This window comes from Francisella sp. 19X1-34, from assembly GCF_041102755.1.
Taxonomy (GTDB): domain Bacteria; phylum Pseudomonadota; class Gammaproteobacteria; order Francisellales; family Francisellaceae; genus Francisella.
In genome coordinates, this window is the sequence record NZ_JBGCTX010000039.1 from 1 (window position 1) to 23,328 (window position 23,328).

A 23,328-nucleotide genomic window follows, 5' to 3' on the forward strand; every position below is an offset into this window, starting at 1 on the left:
TAACATAAAAAAATCATATATTACTTTTCAGTATATTTTAAACAATTTTAAAATTAATATCAGATTTCAACAGTCCCCTTCAGGATATATATGCTCATACTTACTATTTTCTAAACGAGCATTATCCTCAGAGATATTAGCCCAAGCTACATAACCTTTTTTGCCTATAGGAGAATATGATATATCATTACATTGTCTTTCTTTCTTAGTTAAGCACTTAAACTTTCTACCGCCAGATACAACAATTTGTCCTGATTTGTAACTGCCAATATTAGCTGGATATACAGTAATTTTCTTCTTAAGAATTTTAGATTCTTTCTTTACTGATTGCTCATTTTTTAAAGTACGCAACTTATGCCAAACCAACTGACCCATGACACTATTAGGAATATATCTTTTATCATTACATAGCTTTAAATCTAAACGAGAAGCACATTTATATTTTTCATGATGATAACTAACAATAGTATTTTCTGTATAAAAACCTATTTGACTAGGATAGCTAATACTAAACTTAGAAAGCTTTTTTGACTTATTTCTAGTACTCTTATTTTTATCAATATTATTAACTTTCTTATTTTTAGCTCTATCCTTATAGGCATCTGGAAGTTTTAATTCTGATATAGCATTTGTCATACTCCAAGCTTTATGAGCATATTTTTTCCCAAGCTCCCCTTTCTTAATTGACATAGCATCAAAATCAATACTCCAAAGTGCAAATCCAGCAAATGAAGCCTGATGCTCCTTCATTAGTGAAATAGCTGTATCAATATTTTGCTTATTTAGCACATAAACCATACCACCGTGGACAGCTCCTTTCATTGCAGGAATAATAAATACTAGTTTATCAGCAGGTATTATAATTGACCTCTCTTCACCATATTTTGCTAGATTAGCATCTCGACCTTCTTTAGTAGTCAAAGCCCATGCAAGTGAAGCCAAAAACTCATCATAACCATCTAGAGGCATGATTTTCAAATAATTATTAGTCTTATCTTTATAGAAACTAAATATTTTATCTGAAGCTCTATCAGAGTAAGTATTTAATAAAATATAATTTATATTTTCAATCCCGATATTCTTTAATAAGCTAATATAGTTATCATTGGTATAAATATTATCCTTGCCATTTTTGGCTACTGGTGCAACTATATAGTCCCACTCTGGTGAAAAGGTCAGCCAAAAATTTGGATTTACCTGCCTCATAGAACTGGCAAATACCATTATCTTCTTTGCTGCTAACTTTGATATTTTGTCACTATTAGGGATTTCTGTACCAATCAAATCAAAGTTTACTCCATCAAACCCATACTGCTGCATCAAGGGCTTAAGATCATCAAAATTTATAGTTCCCCAATCAATATGAGACCTATCTCCCCCATATGAAACTACTACATGCTTACCTTTTGATTTCATATATGCAATAAAAGCTTTTAACTGTTCTGGAGTATAAATTTTTGCTGAAGCTCTATTTCCTTGGCCAAAAGCAAGCTTAAAGCCGCCACTATTACTATAAGTTAAATATGCAGCTACTATTACGTTATATTTACAAATTTCTGGATATTTATCACAGTAGTCCTGATTCTTTGGTATTGATATATCTATAGGCTTTGTTGTTACCTGATGGCCAAAGATGTTATAAGAACTACTCTTGCCCCATATTGGTAAAAAGCCCGCAACTATAGGGCCCTCTATTTTGCTTTGGTGTAGAGTACATTTATTCCTATAAACACAGTCATTTAATTTCTCAGCAAAAACTCCTGATACACCCACAAGTTTTGCTCCAGATATCAACTTATCTAACTGAGGGAGTATTAGTTTAATCGCCTGATCCGTCAAAGACTGCTTTGCAATAGTCCTTTCAGTATTAACATCTTGCTTTTTATTTAACAAAGATAAAATTGAGAATTTATCATTTTGCTTGTTATTAATAGTATCTTGAACTGCTATAGACTTAGCTACTTGTGCTACAGAAAAAGTACTAAAAAATATTAACAAGAATATAGTCGATAGAGAGGTTTTTATACTAAATCGCATACCAAAGAAATTATAAAACCTAAAAGTTCATTATAACTTTATAAGTGATTTTATACAACTTTGCAGTTAGATAGAAGAATATAAAAAATGATGAATTTAGTTATCTTTAGAATAATATAAACCTTTAGAAGAATTAAGAGCTTTAAGGCGAGCATCAGCCTCTTTTAACCTCTTATTGGCATCTTCTATATCTAGCTTAGATGCATCTGGATTTTTAAGTGCTTTTTCAGCTCTAGCTTTAGCCTTTTCAGCTTCTGCTTGATTAAGATTTTCTGCTCTCTCCATATCATCAACCATTATAGTTACACGAGTTGGAGTTACCTCTAAAATCCCACCAGATACATATAACACATCTGTATGATCATCTTTTCTAATATTAACAACACCAGCAGGCATAGTTGATAATAATTCAGTATGTCCATAAGCGATACCCATTTCACCAGCACTGCCACGTAAGCTTACAATATCAGCCTCACCTTTAAATACTGATCCTAAAGGACTTACAACATCAACTTTTAGATAATTTTTTGTCATATTTCTACCCTACTTATAGAGTTTTAGCTTTCTCAATCGCTTCTTGTATAGATCCAACCATATAGAAAGCCTGCTCTGGTAAATGGTCATATTCACCATTAACAATAGCCTTAAAGCTAGCAACAGTATCTTTTAATGATACAAATTTACCTGGATTTCCAGTAAATACCTCAGCAACATGGAACGGCTGAGATAAAAATCTTTGGATCTTACGTGCTCTATCTACAGTTTTCTTATCTTCATCAGATAATTCATCCATACCTAGAATTGCAATAATATCTTTTAGCTCTTTGTATCTTTGTAGTACTTTTTGTACTGCACGAGCTGTTTCATAATGCTCTTGACCAACAACTAACGGATCTAGCTGTCTAGATGTAGAATCTAATGGATCAACAGCAGGGTAAATACCTAACTCAGCAATTTGACGCGATAGTACAATTGTCGCATCTAAGTGAGAGAATGTTGTCGCTGGAGATGGGTCTGTTAAGTCATCTGCTGGTACATATACAGCCTGAACTGAAGTGATTGAACCAGTCTTAGTGGACGTAATACGCTCTTGTAAAGCACCCATTTCTGCTGCTAGTGTTGGTTGATAACCTACCGCAGATGGCATACGACCTAATAAAGCAGAAACCTCAGTACCTGCTAGAGTATAACGGTAGATGTTATCAATAAACATTAAAACATCACGCTTCTCATCACGGAAACCTTCAGCAATTGTTAAACCGCTTAGAGCTACTCTTAATCTATTTCCTGGTGGCTCATTCATCTGACCGTATACTAGAGATACTTTATCTAATACGTTAGAATCTTTCATCTCATAATAAAAGTCATTACCTTCACGTGTTCTTTCACCAACACCTGCAAATACTGAATAACCACTATGCTCTTTAGCAATGTTGTTGATAAGTTCCATCATTGTTACAGTCTTACCAACACCTGCACCACCAAATAGACCTACTTTACCACCTTTAGCAAATGGACAAATAAGGTCAACCACCTTGATACCTGTTTCTAAGATTTCAGTGCTCAGTGCTAACTCATCATATGCTGGAGGGGCTTGATGTATAGATCTTGTTTCAGTATATTCAATAGGCCCTGCCTCATCTATTGGCTCACCTAAAACATTCATAATACGTCCTAGAGTGCCTTGTCCAACTGGAACAGAAATAGGAGCATTAGTATTTTTAACTTCCATACCACGTCTAAGACCATCACTTGATCCCATAGCAATAGTACGAACCACTCCATCACCAATCTGTTGCTGTACTTCTAGTACTAAACCAGCCTCTTCTACATTTAAAGCATCGTATACTTTTGGAGTGTTATCTCGAGAAAATTCCACATCGATAACAGCACCAATTACCTGAATAATTTTACCTGTACTCATTTACCTCTCCTAAACTGCTGCCGCACCTGAACAAATTTCTGCAAGCTCTTGTGTAATCATCGCTTGTCTTACTTTATTATAATCTAGTTTCAACTGATCAATAATATCACTTGCATTGTCAGTTGCATTTTTCATTGCCATCATACGAGCAGCCTGCTCACATGCAGCATTTTCTAATATAGCTCCTCTAACCTGAGCTTCAATATATCTAATACAAAGAGCATTTAAAACCTCTTCTATATCCCTTTCATAGATATAGTCCCAGTGGCCTTTAGATGCTTGCTCTTTATTTGCTTTTATTTCTTCTTCAGAGAAGATATCTTGAATTGGCAACAATGTTTGTAACCTTGGCTTTTGCTTAATAGTACTTACAAATTCGTTACTACTCATATATAGTCGATCAATCTCACCATTTGTAAACTTATCTAACATTACCTTAACAGCGCCACCTATAGATCTTACGCTACCATCAAGATCTTTGTCATTATAGTGAGCTGTTGCCACAACATTTACATCTTTTAATTTTGTAAAGAAAGCCTCTGCTTTTGAGCCAACAACACAAACATCAACTTCAACTCTATTATCAAGATGCTTTTTAATATCCTTCAATACATGTTTGAAAAGGTTAATGTTTAAGCCGCCACATAAGCCTCTATCTGTTGATGCAATTATATAGCCTACTCTTTTTGCTTCTCTATCAAATAGATAAGGGTTAGGATAATCAATACTTGCAGCAGTGACATTTTTAATAATAGTATTTGCACTTTCAACATAAGGGCGTACGTTATTCATTTTAACGATAGCTCCTCTCATCTTACTTGCAGCTACTAACTCCATAGCGCCTGTGATTTTTTGAGTATTTTTAACACTGGCTACTTTGGATTTTATTTCTCTAGCATTAGACATAGTCTATACCCCTACCAAGCTTGATTTGCTTTGCAATCTTCTACAATAGTTCTTAATTTATCTGCAACCTCTGCATCATATTTACCAGTTTGGTTAATATCTGCAATTACATCTGCATATTTATCTTCAGCTAAAGCATGTAAAGCTGCCTCAAAAGGTATAACCTCTGAAACTTCTAAGCTATCTAAATAACCATTATCAACAGCATATAGCGATAATGCCATCAAAGCGATAGATAATGTAGAGAACTGTTTCTGCTTTAGAAGCTCAGTTACTCTTTGACCTCTACTTAACTGAGCTCTTGTTGCTTCATCTAGATCAGAAGCAAACTGTGAAAACGCCTCTAATTCTCTAAACTGAGCTAGAGCTAGACGAATACCACCACCTAGTTTCTTAATAATTTTAGTCTGTGCTGCACCACCTACACGAGATACAGAGTTACCTGGATTTATCGCTGGTCTTAAACCAGAGTTAAACAGGTCTGTCTCTAAGAATATCTGTCCATCTGTAATAGAAATTACGTTTGTAGGTACAAATGCTGATATATCACCAGCTTGAGTCTCAATAATTGGTAGTGCTGTTAAAGAACCAGTTTTTCCTTTAACTTTACCTTCTGTAAACTTCTCAACATACTCTTCATTCACTCTAGCAGCTCTTTCTAAAAGTCTTGAGTGAAGATAGAAAACATCACCAGGATATGCTTCACGCCCTGGCGGTCTTCTTAATAGTAGTGAAATCTGTCTATAAGCCCATGCTTGCTTAGTTAAGTCATCATAGATGATAAGAGCATCTTCACCACGATCTCTAAAATACTCACCCATAGAACAACCAGCATATGGTGCAATATATTGTAATGCAGCAGAATCTGAAGCTGTCGCAGCAACAATAATAGTGTGCTCCATAGCCCCATGCTCTTCTAGCTGTCTAACTATGTTAGCAATAGATGATGCTTTTTGACCAATAGCAACATAAATACACTTAACACCTGTTCCTTTTTGGTTGATAATTGTATCAATAGCAATTGCTGTTTTACCGATCTGTCTATCGCCAATAATTAGCTCTCTTTGACCTCTTCCAATTGGAACCATTGAGTCAATAGATTTAACACCAGTTTGTAAAGCCTGATCTACAGATTTTCTCCAAATAACTCCTGGAGCGATTTTCTCGATTGGCGATGAATGATCAGTTTCGATCTCACCTTTACCATCGATAGGATTACCCAAAGCATCTACAACTCTTCCAAGAAGAGCTTCACCAACAGGCACTTCTAAGATTCTACCCGTGCAGAATGCTTTATCACCTTCTTTAATATGATCATATTCACCTAGAACAACTGCACCAACGGAGTCCGTGTTCAAGTTAAGTGCTAGACCGAATACATCTCCTGGTAATTTAATCATTTCACCAGCAGTTACATCATTCAAACCATATATAGTAACAATACCGTCAGCTACACTAACGATTGTTCCTTCTGACTTAAGTTCGATAGCATTATCAAACTTTTCAATTCTTTGTTTTATTAAACCACTTATTTCTGATGGACTTAATTGCATAAGCTCACTTCCTATAATTTATGACAACAAAATACTTTTTAAATTCTCTAAACGACCAGATACAGAGTTATCAATAACCGTATCGCCAACATTAACTATTGCTCCGCCGACTATCGTAGGATCAACATCTACTTCAACATTTATAGAACAGCCAAATCTCTTTTCAAGATTCTCTTTCAAATCAGCTAACAAATCTTCATCTGCAACATATGCTAAAGTAACATTTGCTGTTTTAGTATTGTTATGGGCATTTTTGAAAACTTCATACTGCTCAGCTATTCCCGGCAAAACTAATAGTTTTTTATTCTCTGCAGCCAAAACAAGAAAATTAAAAAAGCTTTCATCTAATTGATCTTTTAATTCTTTTACTATTTCTATTTGCGAAAAAACAGGACTGGATATAATCTCTGAGATAGACTTATCCTTAACTAACTCAGCAAATACTTTAAGTAACTTAGACCATTCTTGTAGTAGATTATTTTCATTTGCAAACTCAAATGCAGCTTTTGCATATGGCTTCGCGATCACACTTAGATTTACCATGTGCCTACCTTATTAAAATTATACCTTTTCTACAAAGTCTTTTAAAATTTTATGACTAGCTTTTTGATCAACTTTTGCTGATATAATTTTACTAGCACCAGCCATAGCTAAAGTAACAATCTCATGTTTAAGGTCTTCTCTAGCTTTTATCTTCTCTTGCTCAATTTCAGCCATTGCCATACTTTTGATTTTATCAGCTGCTGCAATAGCTTCTTCTTTTGCCTGCTCATCTACTTTGTGCGCTCTAACATAAGCATTTTCAACTATTTCAGTAGCTTTTGCTTTAGCTTCACGTAAAACTTCAGCTGATTTTCTTTTAGCAACTTCTAATTCTCTAGATGCCCTATCAGCAGAAGCTAGTCCTTCGGCTATTTTCTCTCTACGCTCGTCTAAAGCCTTGCGTAGCGGTGGCCATACAAACTTCATTGTAAAAGCAACAAAGATTGCAAATGTTATCATCTGGCCAATTAGGGTTATATTAATATCCATCTACTTATCCTTTAGATAATGAAATTTATGATTTTATATTTATTATGCGCCAACTACTTTTTGAGCTGCTTCTGCTAAACCAGGTATAGCTAGAGGGTTTGCATAAAGAACTAAGAAACCAATAGCTATTGAAATTGCAGCGAACGCATCCACGAAAGCAGCAACAATAAACATACGACCAAGTAGCATACCACCAAGTTCAGGCTGACGAGCAACACCTTCAAGGTACTTACCACCAAGAACACCAAAACCAATAGCAGTTCCTAATGCAGGTAAAGAAATTAGTAGAGCAACTGCAATTGCAGTTAAACCATTTAAATTTCCTAATACTTGTAAAGACATATTCATTTTTTATTTCTCCTGTTTTTATAGATTTATCTTTTTAAGTTAATTAAAAATTAATGAGCTTCCTGTGCCATATTTAAGTAGACAACAGTTAACATCATGAATACAAACGCCTGGATTAAAACTATCAATATATGGAATATAGCCCACACTCCTCCTAATACCCACTGGAACCACCAAGGTAACAATGCTATTAAGATAAAGATAAGTTCACCAGCAAAAATATTACCAAATAGACGTAGAGATAAAGAGACTGGCTTAACAATCTCATCAACTAATCTGAAAAATATATTTAATGGGAATAACCAAATCCCAAAAGGAGCACTTAAAATTTCTTTAGTTAAACCAAAACCTTTTGCTTTAAGGTTATAAAAGATAACCAAGAAGAATACTGCTATAGACATAGCGAAAGTTACGTTTGGATCTGCCGTAGGAACAACCCTAAAATATGGTTCATGACCACCAGCGAAAAAGCTCAGAATCCAACCAAAAAGATCTACGGGCAAAAGATCCATTAAATTCATTAAAACAACCCACACAAATATTGTAAGAGCTAACGGAGTTACAAAATCTCTCTTATGATGGTAGTTTTCAGCTACTAAACCATCCATCCACTCCCATATTGCCTCGACCATATTTTGGAACTTCCCAGGAACTCCAGAGTGAACTCTTCTTGCCACCAAAAACATCGCAAGAATAAAGACAACTCCTAAGATACCACTTACTAAAATAGAGTCAATATTAAGCTGCCAGAATGCACCTTTGCCCAAGCTTATTTGCCAATGATGCAAGTGATGCTGTACATATTCAGTAGCTACTTGAGAGCCAGTCTCTGTATTTGCCATTAAAGTTTCCACCAATATTAAAATTTAATAATTAACCTTTAAATTATTATTTTTTATTTCAAACTATAAAAATAAACCTATCTAGTCTTCTTAAACAAGATAGGCACAAAACATACCACTAATTGTAACAAAACTAATCCAAAAATGTAAGGAAATAATTTTGGTTTCACATAAATAGCTAACATTATAGTTATGATTGCTACTATGCCCAACTTCAGCAATTCACTTAAATAAAAAATAACAATTTCAACACCAGGGGAAAATTGTTTATGGATAAAAAGTCTCGCGAAAAAGACAAAATTAGCCGCAAACATAGCTATAGCACCCATAAGAAATGAATTTGCATAGATATAGCTAAAAGACAGCCATGTAATACTATAACCAATTAAAATTAAAAACACTTGTATAAATACAAACTTTTTAGCATCAATCCTTATGTTTGCTAACATACTACACGCTTCACTTAATAAAAATATGCCTTATCATAACAAAAAATATTATATTAGCAAAGAAAAAGCTTTTACCTTGAATTACTATTATTTCATGCTTAAAATTAAGCTTCATATTATAGCTTGTAATAACACAACGGACTTATGACTCAAAAAATACACAATATCCGAGGCTATGCCTGGATAATAATAATACTTAGCTCTTTCTTGCTCTTTGATAAGTATATTATGCAAGTTTTTCCTAGTTTAATAACAGATAATATGATGTCAAGCTTTGGCACAAATGCTACAGAAACTGGAGCTTTAGGATCTGCTTTTTTTTGGTCAATAATTATATGTCAGCTTTTTTTAGCTGGGCCAATTATTGATAAATTTGGATTTAGACTTATTAGCCCTATTTCAATAACTATTTCTGCAATAGGTGTCATCTTGTTTGTTGTGGCAGCTAACCTTGGCAGTCTGAGTATGGCCTATATTGCTAGGATAATTACCGGATTGGGCGTATCTTTTGCAACTATTTCTTATCTAAAGGCCGTCTCGGTATGGTTTGAACCACGCAAATTTGCCTTTGCAGCCAGTTTTTTAGCTACCGCTGCAATGATTGGCGCACTTTGTGCTCAAGCGCCTCTAGCATATTTAATTAGCCTTTGTGGCGACTGGAAGATGGCTATGCTACTTTTTTCAGTAGCTAGTTTATTGATGGGTGTTGTTTATTACATTGTTGTGCGTGATTTTAACCCTAAACAGCCTGAAGCCAGTTCACCTAGTAATCAGCTAAAAACTATAGATGCACTAAAAGAAGTCGTTAAAAACAAAAACAACTGGCTTTTGACATTTTACGTTGGATTAAGCTTTACTGCTGTGGATGCATTTGCGGGGTTTTGGGGTAATGCTTATTTCCGTGAGGCTTATCATGTCTCTAGAGAAGAAGCTGCCAGTATAATATCAATGATATTTATAGGAATGGCAATAGGATCTCCAATCATTGGTAAATTATCTGAAACTCTTAATAGCAGAAAAGGGGTAATGATAATCTTCCATATAATAGGAACTATAGCTATTAGTTTTGTTTTATTAGCAAAGACTAGTGCTACAATATCGGCAACTTTATTGTTTATTTTTGGCTTATGCTTAGGAATATATATGCTTTCATTTGCTATAGGCAATCGCATTAACCCAATCATAATCACAGCTACAGTTGCTGCTTTCATTAACACTGGAGAGCCCATTCTAGGAGCCATTTTCGATCCATTAATAGGCTATTTCTTAGATTTATCTTGGACTGGAAAATATATCAATAAAGCTGGCGAAATAGTATCTCAGCATACTAGCTCGGCAGACATAAAATACTTTGACCTAAGCTCTTATCACTTTGCCTTTACAACCCTTGTTGTTAGTATGATTGCATCATTGATAATATTACTTATGATTAAAGACACCAAAGACTAAATCTATAGAAATTTATTAAACCTATCATCTAACTTAGCGATTATCGATATTTTTTGCTGTTGCTTTTCATCGTAGAACTCCAACTTTCCAGCATGAAGTAATAACTTATCGACACCTTTATTACTTAATTTTGCATCCTTATCTGCAAAACCATATTTCTTATCTGCAACTATAGGACAACCCATCGCTTTTGTATGCACCCTGATCTGATGAGTTCTACCAGTTTCTAGCTTAATCTCAAGCAAACTATAATCACCTAAATGCTTGACAGATACAACTCTAGTAAGTGCTTTTTTACCTTCTTTCCTATCGACCCTAACTAGTCTTTGACCATCTTTAGTTTCCGTTCTTTTTAATGGCAAATCTATTTCTTTAATATTTTTATCCCATTTACCATGAACTATAGCATAATATATTTTGTTAACATCTCTCTGCTTAAACAAATCAAAGAAGTATACTAATGAACTATGCTTTTTGGCTAAAAGAACACAGCCTGAAGTTTCTTTATCCAATCTATGAACTAAATCTAAACGTCTAGCTTTGGGACGTAATTGTCTTAATCGCTCGACTAACCCTGAATTCACCCCAGAACCACCATGCACAGCCATTCCTGGCGGTTTATTCACAACAATATAGTCATCATTTTCATAGAGTATTCTTTGCTCAAGAAAATCAAGATGTGATTGAGATACTTTAATTTGTTTTTGATCATCTTCAAGACTAAAAGGAGGCACCCGTACAACATCTCCAGCAGCAACTCTCGAAGTTTGCTTCACTCTCTTTTTATTTACACGTAATTCACCTTTACGAATCCAACGATAAATTAAAGATTTTGGTAGCTTTGAGAATTTTCCTATTAGGAAATTATCTATACGTTGATTATCAACATCTTCAGAAACCTCAAGAAACTGAACTTTATTCATCTAAAACCCCAAATTTTGGATTTTGCATATCATTTAATCGACTTATTGTTCTTTGAAATTCAAACTTCAATCGTTCACCCTTATACATTTCTTTAAAATCATAATTAGCTAAAATTACAACTTTTTTATTCTGATCATAGAGCTCATCTATAATAGCAATAAAGCGCCTTGCCATATCTTCATTATATTCATCAAAGCCAATCAAATTATATAGAAATATTTGCTCAAATCTCTCACAAAGCTCTATATAGTCTTGAGAACTTCTGCCATTTCCACAAATTACTTTAAAATCAAAACAAACATTATTATCACTTAGCAGCATTGTTGGAATATCTCTTCCTAAAACCCTTATATGAGTATCTTTTTCAAGATGTTTATTCCTTATAAAAAATCTATCAAAAAAATTCTTCCGATTTTGCTCATTATATGGATATAAATAATTCATATAATCTGTCGGTAAGCGAAAACGATAATCTACCCCTGAATCTAAATTCAAAACATCAACATTCTTAAGCAAAACATCAATAGCAGGTAAAAACAACTCTCTTTGCAAACCATTACGGTATAACTTTTCTGGCTCTATATTTGATGTTGCAACTAAAACTACACCTAATTTAAACAATTCTGTAAAAACACTTCCTAAAATCATTGCATCTGCAATATCTTCAACAAAAAATTCATCAAAGCAGATAATCTGCATCTCCTTAGCCATATCATAAGCTACTTTTGAAATAGGGTTCTTTTTGCCTTGATATTTTCTTAGTTGTGCATGAATATTTTTCATAAAATGAGAGAAGTGCTGACGTCTTTTTTTCTCTATAGGTAAATTATTATAAAAGATATCCATAATAAATGTTTTACCTCTACCAACACCTCCCCACATATATAGACCATTTATAGACGGGTAGATAGATTTAGAAAAAAACCTGGCTTTTGAAACTTTTTTCGAAAGAAGCTGATCAACTATTTTTTGTAAATTTTCTACAGCCTCTATCTGTAAGGAGTCTGGCTTTAGATTAAGTTTTTTTACTTTTTCAAAGTATATTTCTTTAAGGTTCATTTTTTCACTTAACTTCTCTATCTTTAACTAAAACTAATAAGAAGAATGATACAACCATGCTTAAAACCAATATTAGAAAAGCATTATGGTAAGCCTCAACACCAAAATATCTATGCGCACCTTCTGATACTACAGTCGTGATGTTATTATGTATATCAATATACTGACCTGTCCAGGTCATATCTAACATATGCCCAATAAGTGGATCAAATAAGGCTCCAAGCAGAGGCTCTCCTGTATTAATTAGCGCTGCAACTGTTGCTGCGACAACTATAGGATTAATCCTGTTACCTATAGCAAATGCAAGCATATAAACACCCAAGCAAAAGCCAAACGTAAACAATAATACTCCAGAAAATGCCGGAGTCAGCTTAAACTGCAAAACAGCTGCCAATGAAATAGTTGCAATAATGTGAAACACCACCATTATCCCAATTCTATTATCAAACTTCTCAGAAAGCTTTCCTATAACTGGTGACCCTATTGCAAGACCTAAAAACATCATAGATACAATAAATGATGCATCTTTTGAAGTTATTCCATATAGCTCTCTAAAATAATTATTTCCCCATATCCCACCAAAAACATCTATTGTTGTAAAGGTCAGGCCAGTATATAAAGTAAGATACCAGTTGTTTTTATTTAAAAGAACTTTTTTTATCCCCGCAAGAGTTCCTGAATCAGCTGTTTTCTCATTAACATGTGATGCATGAGGATTATAATCCCTTACTAGTGCTAAATAAAGCAGAGCCATTACAACACTAAAACAGGCATAAGTCACCAAAGCTCTATGCCAAGAACCAGTTAGCTCGATTAAATATGCTAAAGGCACTTGTCCTAACAATGCCCCGGTCATTGCAGCAGTCATAAGAAAACTACACACAAATGCAAACTTTCGTGGACTAAACCATACCGCCGCGGCTTTTATATATCCAACTGTTGCAAAAGATGCTCCAATGCCAATCATTAATCTTGAAACACATCCTAAAGCAAAACTATGTAGATCTGCTGATAAAACAAATAGTAAAAGACCAACAGCTGATAAAATCAAAGAGAAGAAACTAACTTTCCTAAAACCCAGTCTATCAACAACAGGGCCAGCAACAAAAAACTGACAAAAAACTACAGACCACAAAAATAATGAAACCATTGCGCTCATCTCAGTAGCGTTTATAGAAAAGCTACTCATCAGATCATTAGCAATAAGGCTAGGAGAAACGTTCATTATATATTTGTCGATCAATAAGAACGAGCTTAGACCTACAACAATCCAAGCATAGCCTTTTATATTATGTAGTTTCATATCTTTATCTTTCTAAAAAGTTTACTAACTCACTCAGCAGAACTTGCTCTTGGGCACGATCTTGTTGAAGATATTTAATACTTGCAACCCCATTTTTTAACTCATCATGGCCAATTATTACCGCAATCTGTGCTCCTGACTTATCAGCCTTTTTAAACTGTGATTTAAAGCCTCCAGCCTTAAGATCCATATCTACTCTCAGACCAGGAAGTGCTATTCTAACACTCTCAACTATTGCAAAAGCCTTGTGTAGCTGATCTTTTTCTAGAACAAAGAAAACATCACAATCTGAATTTTCACTAGATAGTTTACCAAGATCTTCCATAAGCAGTAACAAACGCTCCATACCGATACCGAAGCCTATAGATCCTGTTTTTTGCCCGCCAAGGTTCTCTATTAAGCTATCATACCTACCACCAGCACAAATAGCACTTTGAGTACCAAGCTTATCAGTTGTCCATTCAAAAACTAAGCCACTGTAGTAGTCTAATCCTCTTACAAGATTATGATTAACGATATAACTAACACCTATAGCATCAAGATATTCACAAGTTTGTTGTAACCTTTGCTTAAACTCATCATCGATAAAATCTATTAGCTTTGGAGCATTTTCAAGAATTTCTTGAGTTCTTACTATTTTTGAATCTAATATTCTTAAAGGATTTTTATCCAACCTCTTAATAGAGTCTTCATCTAGTTCATTATGATAAGGTTCTAAATATTTTAAGAGTGCTTTAACATACTCTTGCCTATTAGCACTTGAACCTAAACTATTTAACTCTAATGTAACATGCTCTGAAATTCCTAACTCTTTAAATAAGCTCCATGTTACAGAAAGAATCTCTAGATCGATAGCAATAGAATCAAAGCCATAAGCCTCTACACCAAGCTGATAAAACTGACGATAGCGCCCTTTTTGTGGACGCTCATAGCGAAACATTGGCCCGCAATACCATAGCTTCTGAGTTCGACCTCTATTAGCAAGGCTATTTTCTATAACCATTCTCACACAACCAGCTGTTCCTTCTGGTCGTAATGTTAAGCTATCACCATTTCTATCACTAAAATCATAAGTCTCTTTTGAGACGATATCAGATGTCTCACCAACACTTCTGTGAAATAACTCACTCTTTTCTAAGATTGGTAATCTAATTTCATTATAGTTATAACGATTAAGAATGGATTTTATTTTAGACTCTAGGAATTGCCATTTACGGCTTTGCTCGGGCAATATATCATTAAACCCTCTAATGGCAGTAATCTTACTCATAGAAAATCTACCTCAATTTTTCAGCTTTATCTTCTTTATTGCTATCCTTATAATTATCTTCAAGAGATTTATCGTCTTGCTTGATTATTTTAGAATCTGCATCTAAAGCTTTTTGTATTTTATCTTCCATTTCCATACCGTAATCTAATGAACTATCATAGATAAACTTAAGATTTGGTACTATTCTTAGATTTAGAGATTTTGCAATTGATGATCTAAAGAAACCTTTTGATTTTTCAAAAGCTTTTGCAATATATGCTCCATCTTCTGCTACAAGGCATGTATAGTAAACTTTAGCATAAGATAAATCTCTAGAAAGATCTATCTCTGTAATAGTTGCCGTAGCAAGTTTATGATCTTTTATTTTAGTACGTAGCAATAAAGATATTACTTTCTGTAATTCACTTGCTACTCTTTGCACTCTACCTTCTGCAGCCATAATACTATAACTCCTTAGCTACTTCGATAACCTCAAATACTTCTATCTGATCACCTGCTCGAACATCATTATAGTTTTTCACACCGATACCACATTCCATACCTTTTTTGACTTCTGTAGCATCATCTTTAAATCTTTTCAGTGATTCAAGACTTCCTTCATAGATAACAACATTATCTCTTAATACACGTATTGGATTAGTTCTCTTAACTGTTCCTTCAGTAACCATACAACCAGCAATTGAACCAAACTTAGATGACCTGTAAACTTCTCTAACCTCAGCAATACCAATGATTTGCTCTTTCATCTCTGGAGATAGTAAACCTGTCATCGCTTTCTTAACATCATCTATTAGATCATAGATAATATTATAATAACGAAGCTCAACACCATCAGTTTCAGCTAGTTTCTTAGCGGCACCGTCAGCACGAACATTAAAACCGACTATTACAGCTGTTGATGCAACAGCTAAAGTAACATCAGATGATGTAATTGCACCGATACCACTAGCTATAATATCAACTTTAACTTCTTCAGTTGAAAGCTTATTTAGAGACTCTCTAATAGCCTCTACAGAACCCTGCACATCACCTTTAAGGATAATTTTAAGAACTTGTTGCTCACCATCTTTGCCCATGTTATTGAACATGTTAGATAGTTTAAGAGCTTGCTCTTGAGCAATTTTAGCTTCTTTTTGCTTTTGTGCTCTTTGAGTTGCAACTTCTTTTGCTTTCTTGTCGCTTTCAACAACAATCATCTCATCACCTGCAGCTGGAACACCTGACAAACCAAGTATCTCAACAGGTGTAGAAGGACCTGCTATATTAATTTGACTACCAAGATCATTGTACATTGCTCTTACACGACCATACTCTTTACCACAAAGAATTATATCGCCTTGCTTAAGCTCTCCATTTTGAACAAGAGCTGTTGCAACAGGACCACGTCCTTTTTCTAAACGAGACTCAACTACAACACCTTCAGCGTTACCATCAACAAAAGCCTCTAACTCAAGAACCTCAGACTGTAACAACACAGCATCAAGTAACTCTGGTACGCCTTCACCCGTTTTTGCAGAAACATTCGCAAACATTACATCACCACCCCAAGATTCAGGAATAACATCTCTTTGAGCTAATTCTCCGATTACCTTATCAGGGTCTGCTTCAGGTTTATCAATTTTGTTTACAGCCACAACAATTGGCACTCCCGCAGCTTTTGCGTGCTGAATAGCCTCTTCAGTTTGTGGCATCACACCATCATCTGCAGCTACTACTAAAATTACGATATCTGTACTCTTAGCTCCTCTAGCACGCATAGATGTAAACGCCTCATGGCCTGGAGTATCTAAGAATGTCAAAGCACCTTTCTTAGTTTTAACAGAATATGCACCAATATGCTGTGTTATACCACCTGCTTCACTATCAACAACCCTTGCATTACGAATATAGTCTAATAGAGATGTTTTACCATGATCAACATGACCCATGATCGTAACTACAGGCGCTCTTGATATTTGCTTATAGCCACTTCTATCAACTGTAGTAACAGCTTCTTCTAGAGCATTTTCATTATGTAAAGTATACTTGTGTCCCATTTCCTCAACTATTAAAATCGCTGTATCTTGATCTAGTGATTGGTTAATAGTTGCCATAACGCCCATGTTAAACAATATTTTAACAACCTCGGCACCTTTAACAGCCATCTTTTGAGCCAAATCACTAACAGTAACGCCTTCATATATCTCTACAGTTTTTACTGTATTTTCAACAGGCTTAGTAAACTCTTGCCTTTTAACTTTTGAATGTTTTACTTTACCTTTTCTAGAACCAAACTCATCGAATGAATCTAAATCACCTGTAAGTTGAGATAACTGTCTAGGGTTAGCTTTTTTAAACCCTTTGCCTCCAGCCTTCTTAGCTTTAGATTTTTTCTCTTCCTCTTCTCTTTTGTACTTAGTATTACTAGTACTTGAATCAGAAAAAGTCTTTTTAGCTGGCTTTTTCTTTGACTGCTTATTAGCAGCGTCTGTTTTAGAAGAATCATCACCTTGACTATTTGTCACAGGAGCAGCTTCTGGCATTGATGTGATTTTAAAACCACTACTTTTCACAGCTGCTTTTTTAGGCTCTTGTGCCACTATAGTTTCTACTTTTTTCTCAGAAGTCTTCTCAAGTGGAGTCACAGGAGTTTGCTCTTTTTTAGCATCTTCTGCTACAGGCCCAGCCTCTTTAGCAGGTTGCTCTTCTACTTGAGCATTACTCTGTGCAGCACTTGGAGCAATATCCTCTGTTCTTTTAGCAACACGTCTTTTGCGCTTAACTGAAACATTAATCTTATGTTTACCATCTAGCTTCATAGTAGTTACTTTTTTTCTAGCTGATGAACTTTTTGCACTATTAATCTTCGCTAAAAGTGTTTTCATCTCATCAGATGTAAGTGTATCTTTTTCATTAGACTTAGATATACCAAAAGACTCAAGTTGCTTAAGTAGTGTATCTACATCTTTGTTAGTTTGTTGTGCTAATTGCCCAACTGTAATATCTGCCATTTCCCTCTCCCTTGTACTCTATATTATACGTGTACTTTCCTATTCAAACCAAGGAGCTCTTGCTTGCATAATTAAATCTGTTGCTTGTTCTTCATCCATAGTTACAATATCTAGTAGCTCATCAACTGACAATTCTGCTAGATCTTCCATAGTAACTATATTATTTTGAGCTAATTGATTTGCTAAATCTTGGCTCATGCCCTGCATATTTAATAAATCTTCAGCAGGCTCCTTATCACCTAAAGCTTTTGATAAAACAGCCGCTTTTGCTCTCTCTTGAAGCTCATCAACAACCTCTTCATCAAAACCTTCAATCTCTAAAAGTTCTTCTTTATCTAGATATGCTAGATCCTCTAATGTTTCAATACCTTCTTCTATTAGCACTAAAGCAAAATCATGGTCTATATCTAAAACTTCAACAAATTTCTCAACAATAGACATTTGTTTTTCTTCTTGCTCAGTGTCAGATAGAACATTTATTCTCCATCCAATAAGTGCACTAGCCAATCTAACATTAACACCATTTTTACCAATGGCTTTAGATAAGCTTTCTTGCTTAACAACGATATCCATTGTGCTTGATTCTTCATCAACATTTACTTCCAATATATCTTCAGAATCCACTGGAGATAAAGAATTAATAGCATATTGAACAGTATCTTCATCCCAAAGAATAACATCAACTTTTTCACCATTTAATTCACTCATAATTGAATGAATCCTTGACCCTCTCACACCTACACATGCTCCACAAGGATCGATTCTTTGGTCGTTACTTTTAACTGTCACTTTAGATCTAAAGCCAGGCTCACGAACAACATTGACTACATTGATAAGCTCTTCTTCAACCTCTGGAACTTCAAGTTTAAATAAAGCTTTAAGCATTGTATCACTTGCTCTGCTTAGCATTACTGTACTTGGAGTACCAAACTCATCTTGTTCAACAGTTTCAACACAAGCTCTGATTTTATCGCCAACACGGAATCTTTCTCTAGCGATAAGATCTTTCTTCGGTAATATACCTTCAGCGTTACTACCTAGATCAACAACTAATATTTCATAAGTTGCTCTTTTAACTTCACCATAGACAATATCCCCAATCTTCTCTTGATAGATTTTTGCTGTCTTTTCTTTCTCAAAGTTCTTAATCTTTTTCATCAAGATTTGTTTAGCCATAGTCGCAGCTATACGACCATATCCATCAACCTCTACAGGCTCACGAATTACATCGCCAGCTTTAACATCATAGCCTTTTTCTTGAGCAACATCTTCATATAGCTCTTTTGAATAATCTATTAAATCTTCATTTTCAGAAACAATATGCCAAACTCTATCAGCTGTAAACTCGCCTGTTACTCTATCGATAGTAACTTCGATATTCATTTGCTCATCAAGCTCTTTTTTAGTTACAATAGCTAAAGCTTCTTCCATAGCCTCAAATAAAAGATCTTTTGAAATATCTTTTTCATTAGCTACAGTTTCTAATACTAACAATAATTCTTTGCTCATATCTAATTCCTTCTATCTAACTAAAATCTGGTGATACTCTTAGCCTTTTAAGCTCATCAAAATCAAAGCTCACCTCTTTATTATTCTCTAACTCTAGAATAACATTATTACCATCAACTTCTTTTAGCAAACCTTTGAACTTTGTTTGTGACTCAACAGGAGCTAAAGTAACAGCCTTCACATTGAAACCTATCAACGCTTGTGCTTGAGTTATATTAAAGATTTGGCGATTCATCCCTGGTGAAGATACTTCTAAAACATATTTTCCAGATACTGGATCTTCAACATCGAATATTGCACTTACTTCTCTGCTAACAGCTTGGCAATCATCAACTGAAACACCATCCTCATGATCAATAAAGATACGTATAGTAACTTTACCGCTTCCTACAACTTCGATTCCCCATAAAATATAGCCTAAGTCAGCTGTGATGGGTTCTACTATATCATATAAATCATCTAGTAACATTTTCACCCCTTAGATTTTGCATATCCTCAGATAGCAAAAAGGCCCTTGAAGGGCCTTTATAAAAAAATTCCTGATTGGTAGCGGGGGCTGGATTTGAACCAACGACCTTCGGGTTATGAGCCCGACGAGCTACCAAGCTGCTCCACCCCGCGTCTATAACCGTATATAATAACAGTGTTTTTCACTATGTCAAGCATTTTCACAAATCTTATTGTAATTAAGCGCCTTAAACACTAAATTCTCTAATAGCATCTATCATTATCTTAACATTATCAGGATCTATATCTGGATAAATTCCATGCCCTAGATTCACAATATAGTTATTTAATCTATCAGACTGGATAAATTCCATATACTTTTTAACAGTCTGTCTAATACTTTCTGGTGTTCCATATAGGAATGCTGGATCAAAATTACCTTGAAGAACCTTACCAACACCAACCCTATGACGCGCTTGTTTTATAGTGACACTCCAATCAACCCCAACACCATCACACGACTTATCTTTTAACTCATCAAAAAAGTTAGCCCCACCCTTAGTAAAAAATACTACTGGAACATTCGCCTTTTTCTTAACATTACTAGCAATATACTCCATATACTTCAAAGAAAACTCTTTATACTGCTCTAGAGGTAAGATTCCACCCCATGTATCAAAGATCATCAAAGAGTCAGCCCCTGATTTAACTTGCTCAAGTAGGTATATAACAGTTATATCTGCCAACCTCTGCAATAAAGCATGCATTAGCTGAGGATTTGCATACATCATTTTTCTTAATTTATTAAATTGCTTTGACCCAGAGCCTTCAATCATATAAGCTGCTAATGTCCAAGGACTACCTGTAAAACCTATTAAAGGTACGCTTATTGCTGATTTTGTAGTCTTAACAGCGTTATATACATATTCTAAATCTCCAACGCTATCTTCTATAGATTTTAATCTAGCCAGATCTTTCTCTGATTCTATAGGATCCGAAAATACCGGCCCAACACCTTTGATAAATTTAAGATCCATACCCATTGCTTCAGGAATCGTTAAAATATCTGAAAAAACAATCGCAGCATCTAGATCATAGCGTTCTAATGGATGTAAAGCCACCTCGCAGCAAGCCTCTGCTTTACGGCACATATCCATAAAGTTCTCAAAATTTGACCTAACAGCTCTATATTCTGGCAAATATCTACCTGCCTGGCGCATAATCCACACTGGCGGCTTATCTAACTTCTGTTGATTAAATGCATCCAAAAAAAGTTTTCTCATAAAATAATACCTCTTAGTCTCAAAGACACTAACTCTTAATTATATTTCTGATGATTATTATAGAAAATAAACTAGTCTAAACATAGGGTGATTTCTACTTTAGAGTATTTATAGTTACTTTATAGCTTAAATTCCTTTTAACGTTACTTAATAAACTTATCCATTTTTCTATAACTTATCGCCTCTTGTATAGCAATTTTATCAACATCTTCACTACCGTTAATATCAGCTATAGTTCTAGCTACTTTTAATATTTTATAATATCCTCTAGCTGATAACCCAAGTTTTTCTATTGCCTGAGATAGCATTTCTTTATTCTCAGCATTTAAGCTACAAACTTGATCTAACTCTTTACTACTTAACATGGAATTGGTTTTACCTTGTCTTGTAATTTGGGCCTGTCGAGCTTTTTCAACTCTTTGTCTTACATCACAACTTTTCTCACCACGTAAATCTTGATTCGTCAAATCATCCTTTGAAAGCTCCAGCACTTCAACATGTAAGTCTATTCTATCTAAGAGAGGTCCTGAAAGCTTACTCTGGTAACGGCGAATTGTTTGTATAGAATCTGTACATTCTTTAAATTGTGATCCTAGATAACCACAAGGACATGGATTCATTGCTCCTATTAACTGAAAGTTTGCTGGATATTCAACCTGACATCTTGCTCGAGAGATATTTACCACACCTGTTTCTAAAGGCTCACGTAAAACCTCTAAAACTTTACGATCAAACTCTGGTAACTCATCTAGAAACAAAACACCATTATGGGCTAAGGAAATTTCACCAGGCATCGGATTGCTACCTCCTCCAACTAACGATACTCCTGAGGAGGTATGATGTGGGTGCCTAAACGGTCTTTTATAGAAACTCTCAGCAATACCCGACTCGCCTTTAATTGATGCAATCATCGCAGATGATAAAGCTTCTTTTTTATCTAATGCTGGCAGAATAGAATTTAATCTACTTGCCAACATTGTCTTACCAGTACCTGGAGGACCAACTAAAAGAATATTATGGCCACCAGCTGCAGCTATCTCAAGAGCTCGTTTTGCTTGATACTGTCCTTTTACATCCTCTAGATCCTGATATAAGCCTTCAAAATCAACTTCTGTTTCAAACCTAATCTCTTTTTTATCTATATCTCCAGTCAAAAAATCAACAGTTCCTTTTAAGTCAGATAGTGCATATGCTTGTACACCCTCAACAAGGGCTATTTCTTTTTCATTTTGAATTGGAATAACTAGCTTCTTATCATCATGAACGCATTTTATTGCCATTGAGATAGCGCTAGATATTTTCCTAAGTTCACCACTTAAAGACAACTCTCCTGCAAACTCATATTCATCGATATTTTTTGATGGGTTAATCTGCCCAGAAGCATATAAAATTCCTAAAGCTATTGGTAAATCAAAACGCCCACTACTTTTAGGTAAGTCTGCCGGAGCTAGATTTATAGTTATTCTTTTATTTGGGAAATTAAAACCTGAATTTATTATTGCACTTCGGACACGATCCTTACTTTCCTTGACTGCTGCTTCAGGTAAGCCTACAATCGAAAGTCCAGGTAATCCATTAGATAAATGAACCTCTATAGATACTGCAGGAGCTTCAATACCAAGTTGAGCTCTACTTTTTAATATCGCTAGCGACATTTTATCCTTTCTCATTTAGAAGCTTGTCTAACTTTGCTTCTATTTGTTCAAGTTTCTGCCTTGTTTTTAGTAGTATCTTCTTTTGAGTCTCAAACTCCTCTCTACTGACAACATCAAGTTTCTTAAGACTTTTGTTAACAATATTCTCTTTAGAATTTTTTATAACATCATTTATTGGGCCTAGAATTTCTTTCATAAGAATAAATTTTCAATTATTTCTAACTAGAAGTATAAAAGTTAGAAGATAAATAGGCAATAAAGATTAGATTTTATATAGGCTCTGTGCACAAAAATAAATTTTCATCGAAGCCAAATAAAAGTACAAGCTAATTTAATCATTCCTAGATA

Annotated in this window: 22 protein-coding genes and 1 tRNA gene; 1 reads left to right on the plus strand and 22 read right to left on the minus strand. The window is 34.7% G+C overall.

Annotated elements, in window-relative coordinates:
* Positions 1-66: 66 nt before the first annotated feature.
* The 10 genes from AB8E56_RS07390 to AB8E56_RS07435 form a co-directional block, all read right to left on the minus strand.
* Positions 67-2,037 (minus strand): hypothetical protein, encoded by a 1,971-nt coding sequence (locus AB8E56_RS07390; RefSeq protein ID WP_329479628.1) that lies wholly within the window; start codon positions 2,035-2,037, stop codon positions 67-69.
* Positions 2,038-2,133: 96 nt separating this feature from the next.
* On the minus strand, positions 2,134-2,571 hold the full coding sequence (locus AB8E56_RS07395) for a F0F1 ATP synthase subunit epsilon (protein ID WP_329479630.1): 438 nt from the start codon (positions 2,569-2,571) through the stop codon (positions 2,134-2,136).
* Between the two features lie 13 nt (positions 2,572-2,584).
* Positions 2,585-3,961 carry a F0F1 ATP synthase subunit beta gene (atpD, locus tag AB8E56_RS07400; protein WP_329479632.1) on the minus strand — a complete coding sequence of 459 codons (1,377 nt, stop codon included), beginning with the start codon at positions 3,959-3,961 and terminating at the stop codon, positions 2,585-2,587.
* A gap of 9 nt (positions 3,962-3,970) precedes the next feature.
* Positions 3,971-4,867 (minus strand): F0F1 ATP synthase subunit gamma, encoded by an 897-nt coding sequence (locus tag AB8E56_RS07405; protein ID WP_329479634.1) that lies wholly within the window; start codon positions 4,865-4,867, stop codon positions 3,971-3,973.
* An 11-nt stretch (positions 4,868-4,878) separates the two neighbouring features.
* Positions 4,879-6,420 (minus strand): F0F1 ATP synthase subunit alpha, encoded by a 1,542-nt coding sequence (atpA, locus tag AB8E56_RS07410; protein WP_329479636.1) that lies wholly within the window; start codon positions 6,418-6,420, stop codon positions 4,879-4,881.
* An 18-nt stretch (positions 6,421-6,438) separates the two neighbouring features.
* Positions 6,439-6,963, minus strand: a complete 525-nt coding sequence (locus AB8E56_RS07415) for a F0F1 ATP synthase subunit delta (RefSeq protein WP_329479638.1) — start codon at positions 6,961-6,963, stop codon at positions 6,439-6,441.
* Between the two features lie 18 nt (positions 6,964-6,981).
* The gene (locus AB8E56_RS07420; protein ID WP_329479640.1) at positions 6,982-7,452 is read right to left on the minus strand and encodes a F0F1 ATP synthase subunit B; all 471 of its coding nucleotides are present in this window, start codon (positions 7,450-7,452) and stop codon (positions 6,982-6,984) included.
* Between the two features lie 42 nt (positions 7,453-7,494).
* Positions 7,495-7,800: a F0F1 ATP synthase subunit B gene (locus AB8E56_RS07425; protein WP_192578651.1), complete on the minus strand. Its 306-nt coding sequence runs from the start codon at positions 7,798-7,800 to the stop codon at positions 7,495-7,497.
* A 50-nt stretch (positions 7,801-7,850) separates the two neighbouring features.
* On the minus strand, positions 7,851-8,642 hold the full coding sequence (gene atpB, locus AB8E56_RS07430; protein ID WP_329479642.1) for a F0F1 ATP synthase subunit A: 792 nt from the start codon (positions 8,640-8,642) through the stop codon (positions 7,851-7,853).
* Between the two features lie 77 nt (positions 8,643-8,719).
* Positions 8,720-9,091 carry an ATP synthase subunit I gene (locus AB8E56_RS07435; protein WP_329479644.1) on the minus strand — a complete coding sequence of 124 codons (372 nt, stop codon included), beginning with the start codon at positions 9,089-9,091 and terminating at the stop codon, positions 8,720-8,722.
* Between the two features lie 144 nt (positions 9,092-9,235).
* Here AB8E56_RS07435 and AB8E56_RS07440 point away from each other — a divergent pair, with 144 nt between their 5' ends.
* Entirely contained in the window at positions 9,236-10,540 is a 1,305-nt protein-coding gene (locus AB8E56_RS07440) for an MFS transporter (protein ID WP_329479646.1), read from the plus strand.
* Between the two features lie 2 nt (positions 10,541-10,542).
* On the opposite strand, the gene AB8E56_RS07445 is transcribed toward AB8E56_RS07440, so the two are convergent.
* The 12 genes from AB8E56_RS07445 to AB8E56_RS07500 all read right to left on the minus strand — a co-directional run bounded on the left by AB8E56_RS07445 (position 10,543) and on the right by AB8E56_RS07500 (position 23,176).
* On the minus strand, positions 10,543-11,463 hold the full coding sequence (locus tag AB8E56_RS07445) for an RluA family pseudouridine synthase (RefSeq protein ID WP_329479648.1): 921 nt from the start codon (positions 11,461-11,463) through the stop codon (positions 10,543-10,545).
* Positions 11,456-12,523, minus strand: a complete 1,068-nt coding sequence (zapE, locus tag AB8E56_RS07450; protein WP_329479650.1) for a cell division protein ZapE — start codon at positions 12,521-12,523, stop codon at positions 11,456-11,458. The genes AB8E56_RS07445 and zapE overlap by 8 nt, the downstream gene beginning before the upstream one ends.
* Before the next feature lie 4 nt (positions 12,524-12,527).
* The gene (locus AB8E56_RS07455) at positions 12,528-13,826 is read right to left on the minus strand and encodes an MFS transporter (RefSeq protein WP_329479652.1); all 1,299 of its coding nucleotides are present in this window, start codon (positions 13,824-13,826) and stop codon (positions 12,528-12,530) included.
* A gap of 4 nt (positions 13,827-13,830) precedes the next feature.
* Positions 13,831-15,096 carry a histidine--tRNA ligase gene (gene hisS, locus AB8E56_RS07460; RefSeq protein WP_329479654.1) on the minus strand — a complete coding sequence of 422 codons (1,266 nt, stop codon included), beginning with the start codon at positions 15,094-15,096 and terminating at the stop codon, positions 13,831-13,833.
* 7 nt (positions 15,097-15,103) lie between these two features.
* Positions 15,104-15,535: a 30S ribosome-binding factor RbfA gene (gene rbfA / locus AB8E56_RS07465; protein ID WP_329479656.1), complete on the minus strand. Its 432-nt coding sequence runs from the start codon at positions 15,533-15,535 to the stop codon at positions 15,104-15,106.
* A gap of 4 nt (positions 15,536-15,539) precedes the next feature.
* Positions 15,540-18,086: a translation initiation factor IF-2 gene (gene infB, locus AB8E56_RS07470; protein WP_329479658.1), complete on the minus strand. Its 2,547-nt coding sequence runs from the start codon at positions 18,084-18,086 to the stop codon at positions 15,540-15,542.
* A 39-nt stretch (positions 18,087-18,125) separates the two neighbouring features.
* The gene (nusA, locus tag AB8E56_RS07475) at positions 18,126-19,595 is read right to left on the minus strand and encodes a transcription termination factor NusA (RefSeq protein ID WP_329479660.1); all 1,470 of its coding nucleotides are present in this window, start codon (positions 19,593-19,595) and stop codon (positions 18,126-18,128) included.
* A gap of 16 nt (positions 19,596-19,611) precedes the next feature.
* Positions 19,612-20,064, minus strand: a complete 453-nt coding sequence (rimP, locus tag AB8E56_RS07480) for a ribosome maturation factor RimP (protein ID WP_329479662.1) — start codon at positions 20,062-20,064, stop codon at positions 19,612-19,614.
* A gap of 75 nt (positions 20,065-20,139) precedes the next feature.
* A tRNA-Met gene (locus AB8E56_RS07485) sits at positions 20,140-20,216 on the minus strand.
* A 74-nt stretch (positions 20,217-20,290) separates the two neighbouring features.
* Positions 20,291-21,325, minus strand: a complete 1,035-nt coding sequence (gene hemE / locus AB8E56_RS07490) for a uroporphyrinogen decarboxylase (protein ID WP_329479664.1) — start codon at positions 21,323-21,325, stop codon at positions 20,291-20,293.
* Between the two features lie 143 nt (positions 21,326-21,468).
* The gene (locus tag AB8E56_RS07495) at positions 21,469-22,980 is read right to left on the minus strand and encodes a YifB family Mg chelatase-like AAA ATPase (protein ID WP_329479666.1); all 1,512 of its coding nucleotides are present in this window, start codon (positions 22,978-22,980) and stop codon (positions 21,469-21,471) included.
* 1 nt (position 22,981) lies between these two features.
* Positions 22,982-23,176: an accessory factor UbiK family protein gene (locus tag AB8E56_RS07500; RefSeq protein ID WP_329479668.1), complete on the minus strand. Its 195-nt coding sequence runs from the start codon at positions 23,174-23,176 to the stop codon at positions 22,982-22,984.
* Between the last annotated feature and the right edge of the window lie 152 nt (positions 23,177-23,328).

Bases quoted from the DNA above. Each gene is read 5' to 3' on its own strand.
- AB8E56_RS07415 (WP_329479638.1), bottom strand. From the start codon at position 6,963: ATGGTAAATCTAAGTGTGATCGCGAAGCCATATGCAAAAGCTGCATTT.
- rbfA (WP_329479656.1), bottom strand. From the start codon at position 15,535: ATGGCTGCAGAAGGTAGAGTGCAAAGAGTAGCAAGTGAATTACAGAAA.
- zapE (WP_329479650.1), bottom strand. From the start codon at position 12,523: ATGAACCTTAAAGAAATATACTTTGAAAAAGTAAAAAAACTTAATCTA.
- atpB (WP_329479642.1), bottom strand. From the start codon at position 8,642: ATGGCAAATACAGAGACTGGCTCTCAAGTAGCTACTGAATATGTACAG.
- AB8E56_RS07425 (WP_192578651.1), bottom strand. From the start codon at position 7,800: ATGAATATGTCTTTACAAGTATTAGGAAATTTAAATGGTTTAACTGCA.
- AB8E56_RS07405 (WP_329479634.1), bottom strand. From the start codon at position 4,867: ATGTCTAATGCTAGAGAAATAAAATCCAAAGTAGCCAGTGTTAAAAAT.
- AB8E56_RS07500 (WP_329479668.1), bottom strand. From the start codon at position 23,176: ATGAAAGAAATTCTAGGCCCAATAAATGATGTTATAAAAAATTCTAAA.
- nusA (WP_329479660.1), bottom strand. From the start codon at position 19,595: ATGAGCAAAGAATTATTGTTAGTATTAGAAACTGTAGCTAATGAAAAA.
- AB8E56_RS07440 (WP_329479646.1), top strand. From the start codon at position 9,236: ATGACTCAAAAAATACACAATATCCGAGGCTATGCCTGGATAATAATA.
- atpD (WP_329479632.1), bottom strand. From the start codon at position 3,961: ATGAGTACAGGTAAAATTATTCAGGTAATTGGTGCTGTTATCGATGTG.
- AB8E56_RS07395 (WP_329479630.1), bottom strand. From the start codon at position 2,571: ATGACAAAAAATTATCTAAAAGTTGATGTTGTAAGTCCTTTAGGATCA.
- hemE (WP_329479664.1), bottom strand. From the start codon at position 21,325: ATGAGAAAACTTTTTTTGGATGCATTTAATCAACAGAAGTTAGATAAG.
- AB8E56_RS07390 (WP_329479628.1), bottom strand. From the start codon at position 2,037: ATGCGATTTAGTATAAAAACCTCTCTATCGACTATATTCTTGTTAATA.
- AB8E56_RS07420 (WP_329479640.1), bottom strand. From the start codon at position 7,452: ATGGATATTAATATAACCCTAATTGGCCAGATGATAACATTTGCAATC.
- rimP (WP_329479662.1), bottom strand. From the start codon at position 20,064: ATGTTACTAGATGATTTATATGATATAGTAGAACCCATCACAGCTGAC.
- hisS (WP_329479654.1), bottom strand. From the start codon at position 15,096: ATGAGTAAGATTACTGCCATTAGAGGGTTTAATGATATATTGCCCGAG.
- AB8E56_RS07435 (WP_329479644.1), bottom strand. From the start codon at position 9,091: ATGTTAGCAAACATAAGGATTGATGCTAAAAAGTTTGTATTTATACAA.
- AB8E56_RS07455 (WP_329479652.1), bottom strand. From the start codon at position 13,826: ATGAAACTACATAATATAAAAGGCTATGCTTGGATTGTTGTAGGTCTA.
- AB8E56_RS07445 (WP_329479648.1), bottom strand. From the start codon at position 11,463: ATGAATAAAGTTCAGTTTCTTGAGGTTTCTGAAGATGTTGATAATCAA.
- atpA (WP_329479636.1), bottom strand. From the start codon at position 6,420: ATGCAATTAAGTCCATCAGAAATAAGTGGTTTAATAAAACAAAGAATT.
- infB (WP_329479658.1), bottom strand. From the start codon at position 18,086: ATGGCAGATATTACAGTTGGGCAATTAGCACAACAAACTAACAAAGAT.
- AB8E56_RS07495 (WP_329479666.1), bottom strand. From the start codon at position 22,980: ATGTCGCTAGCGATATTAAAAAGTAGAGCTCAACTTGGTATTGAAGCT.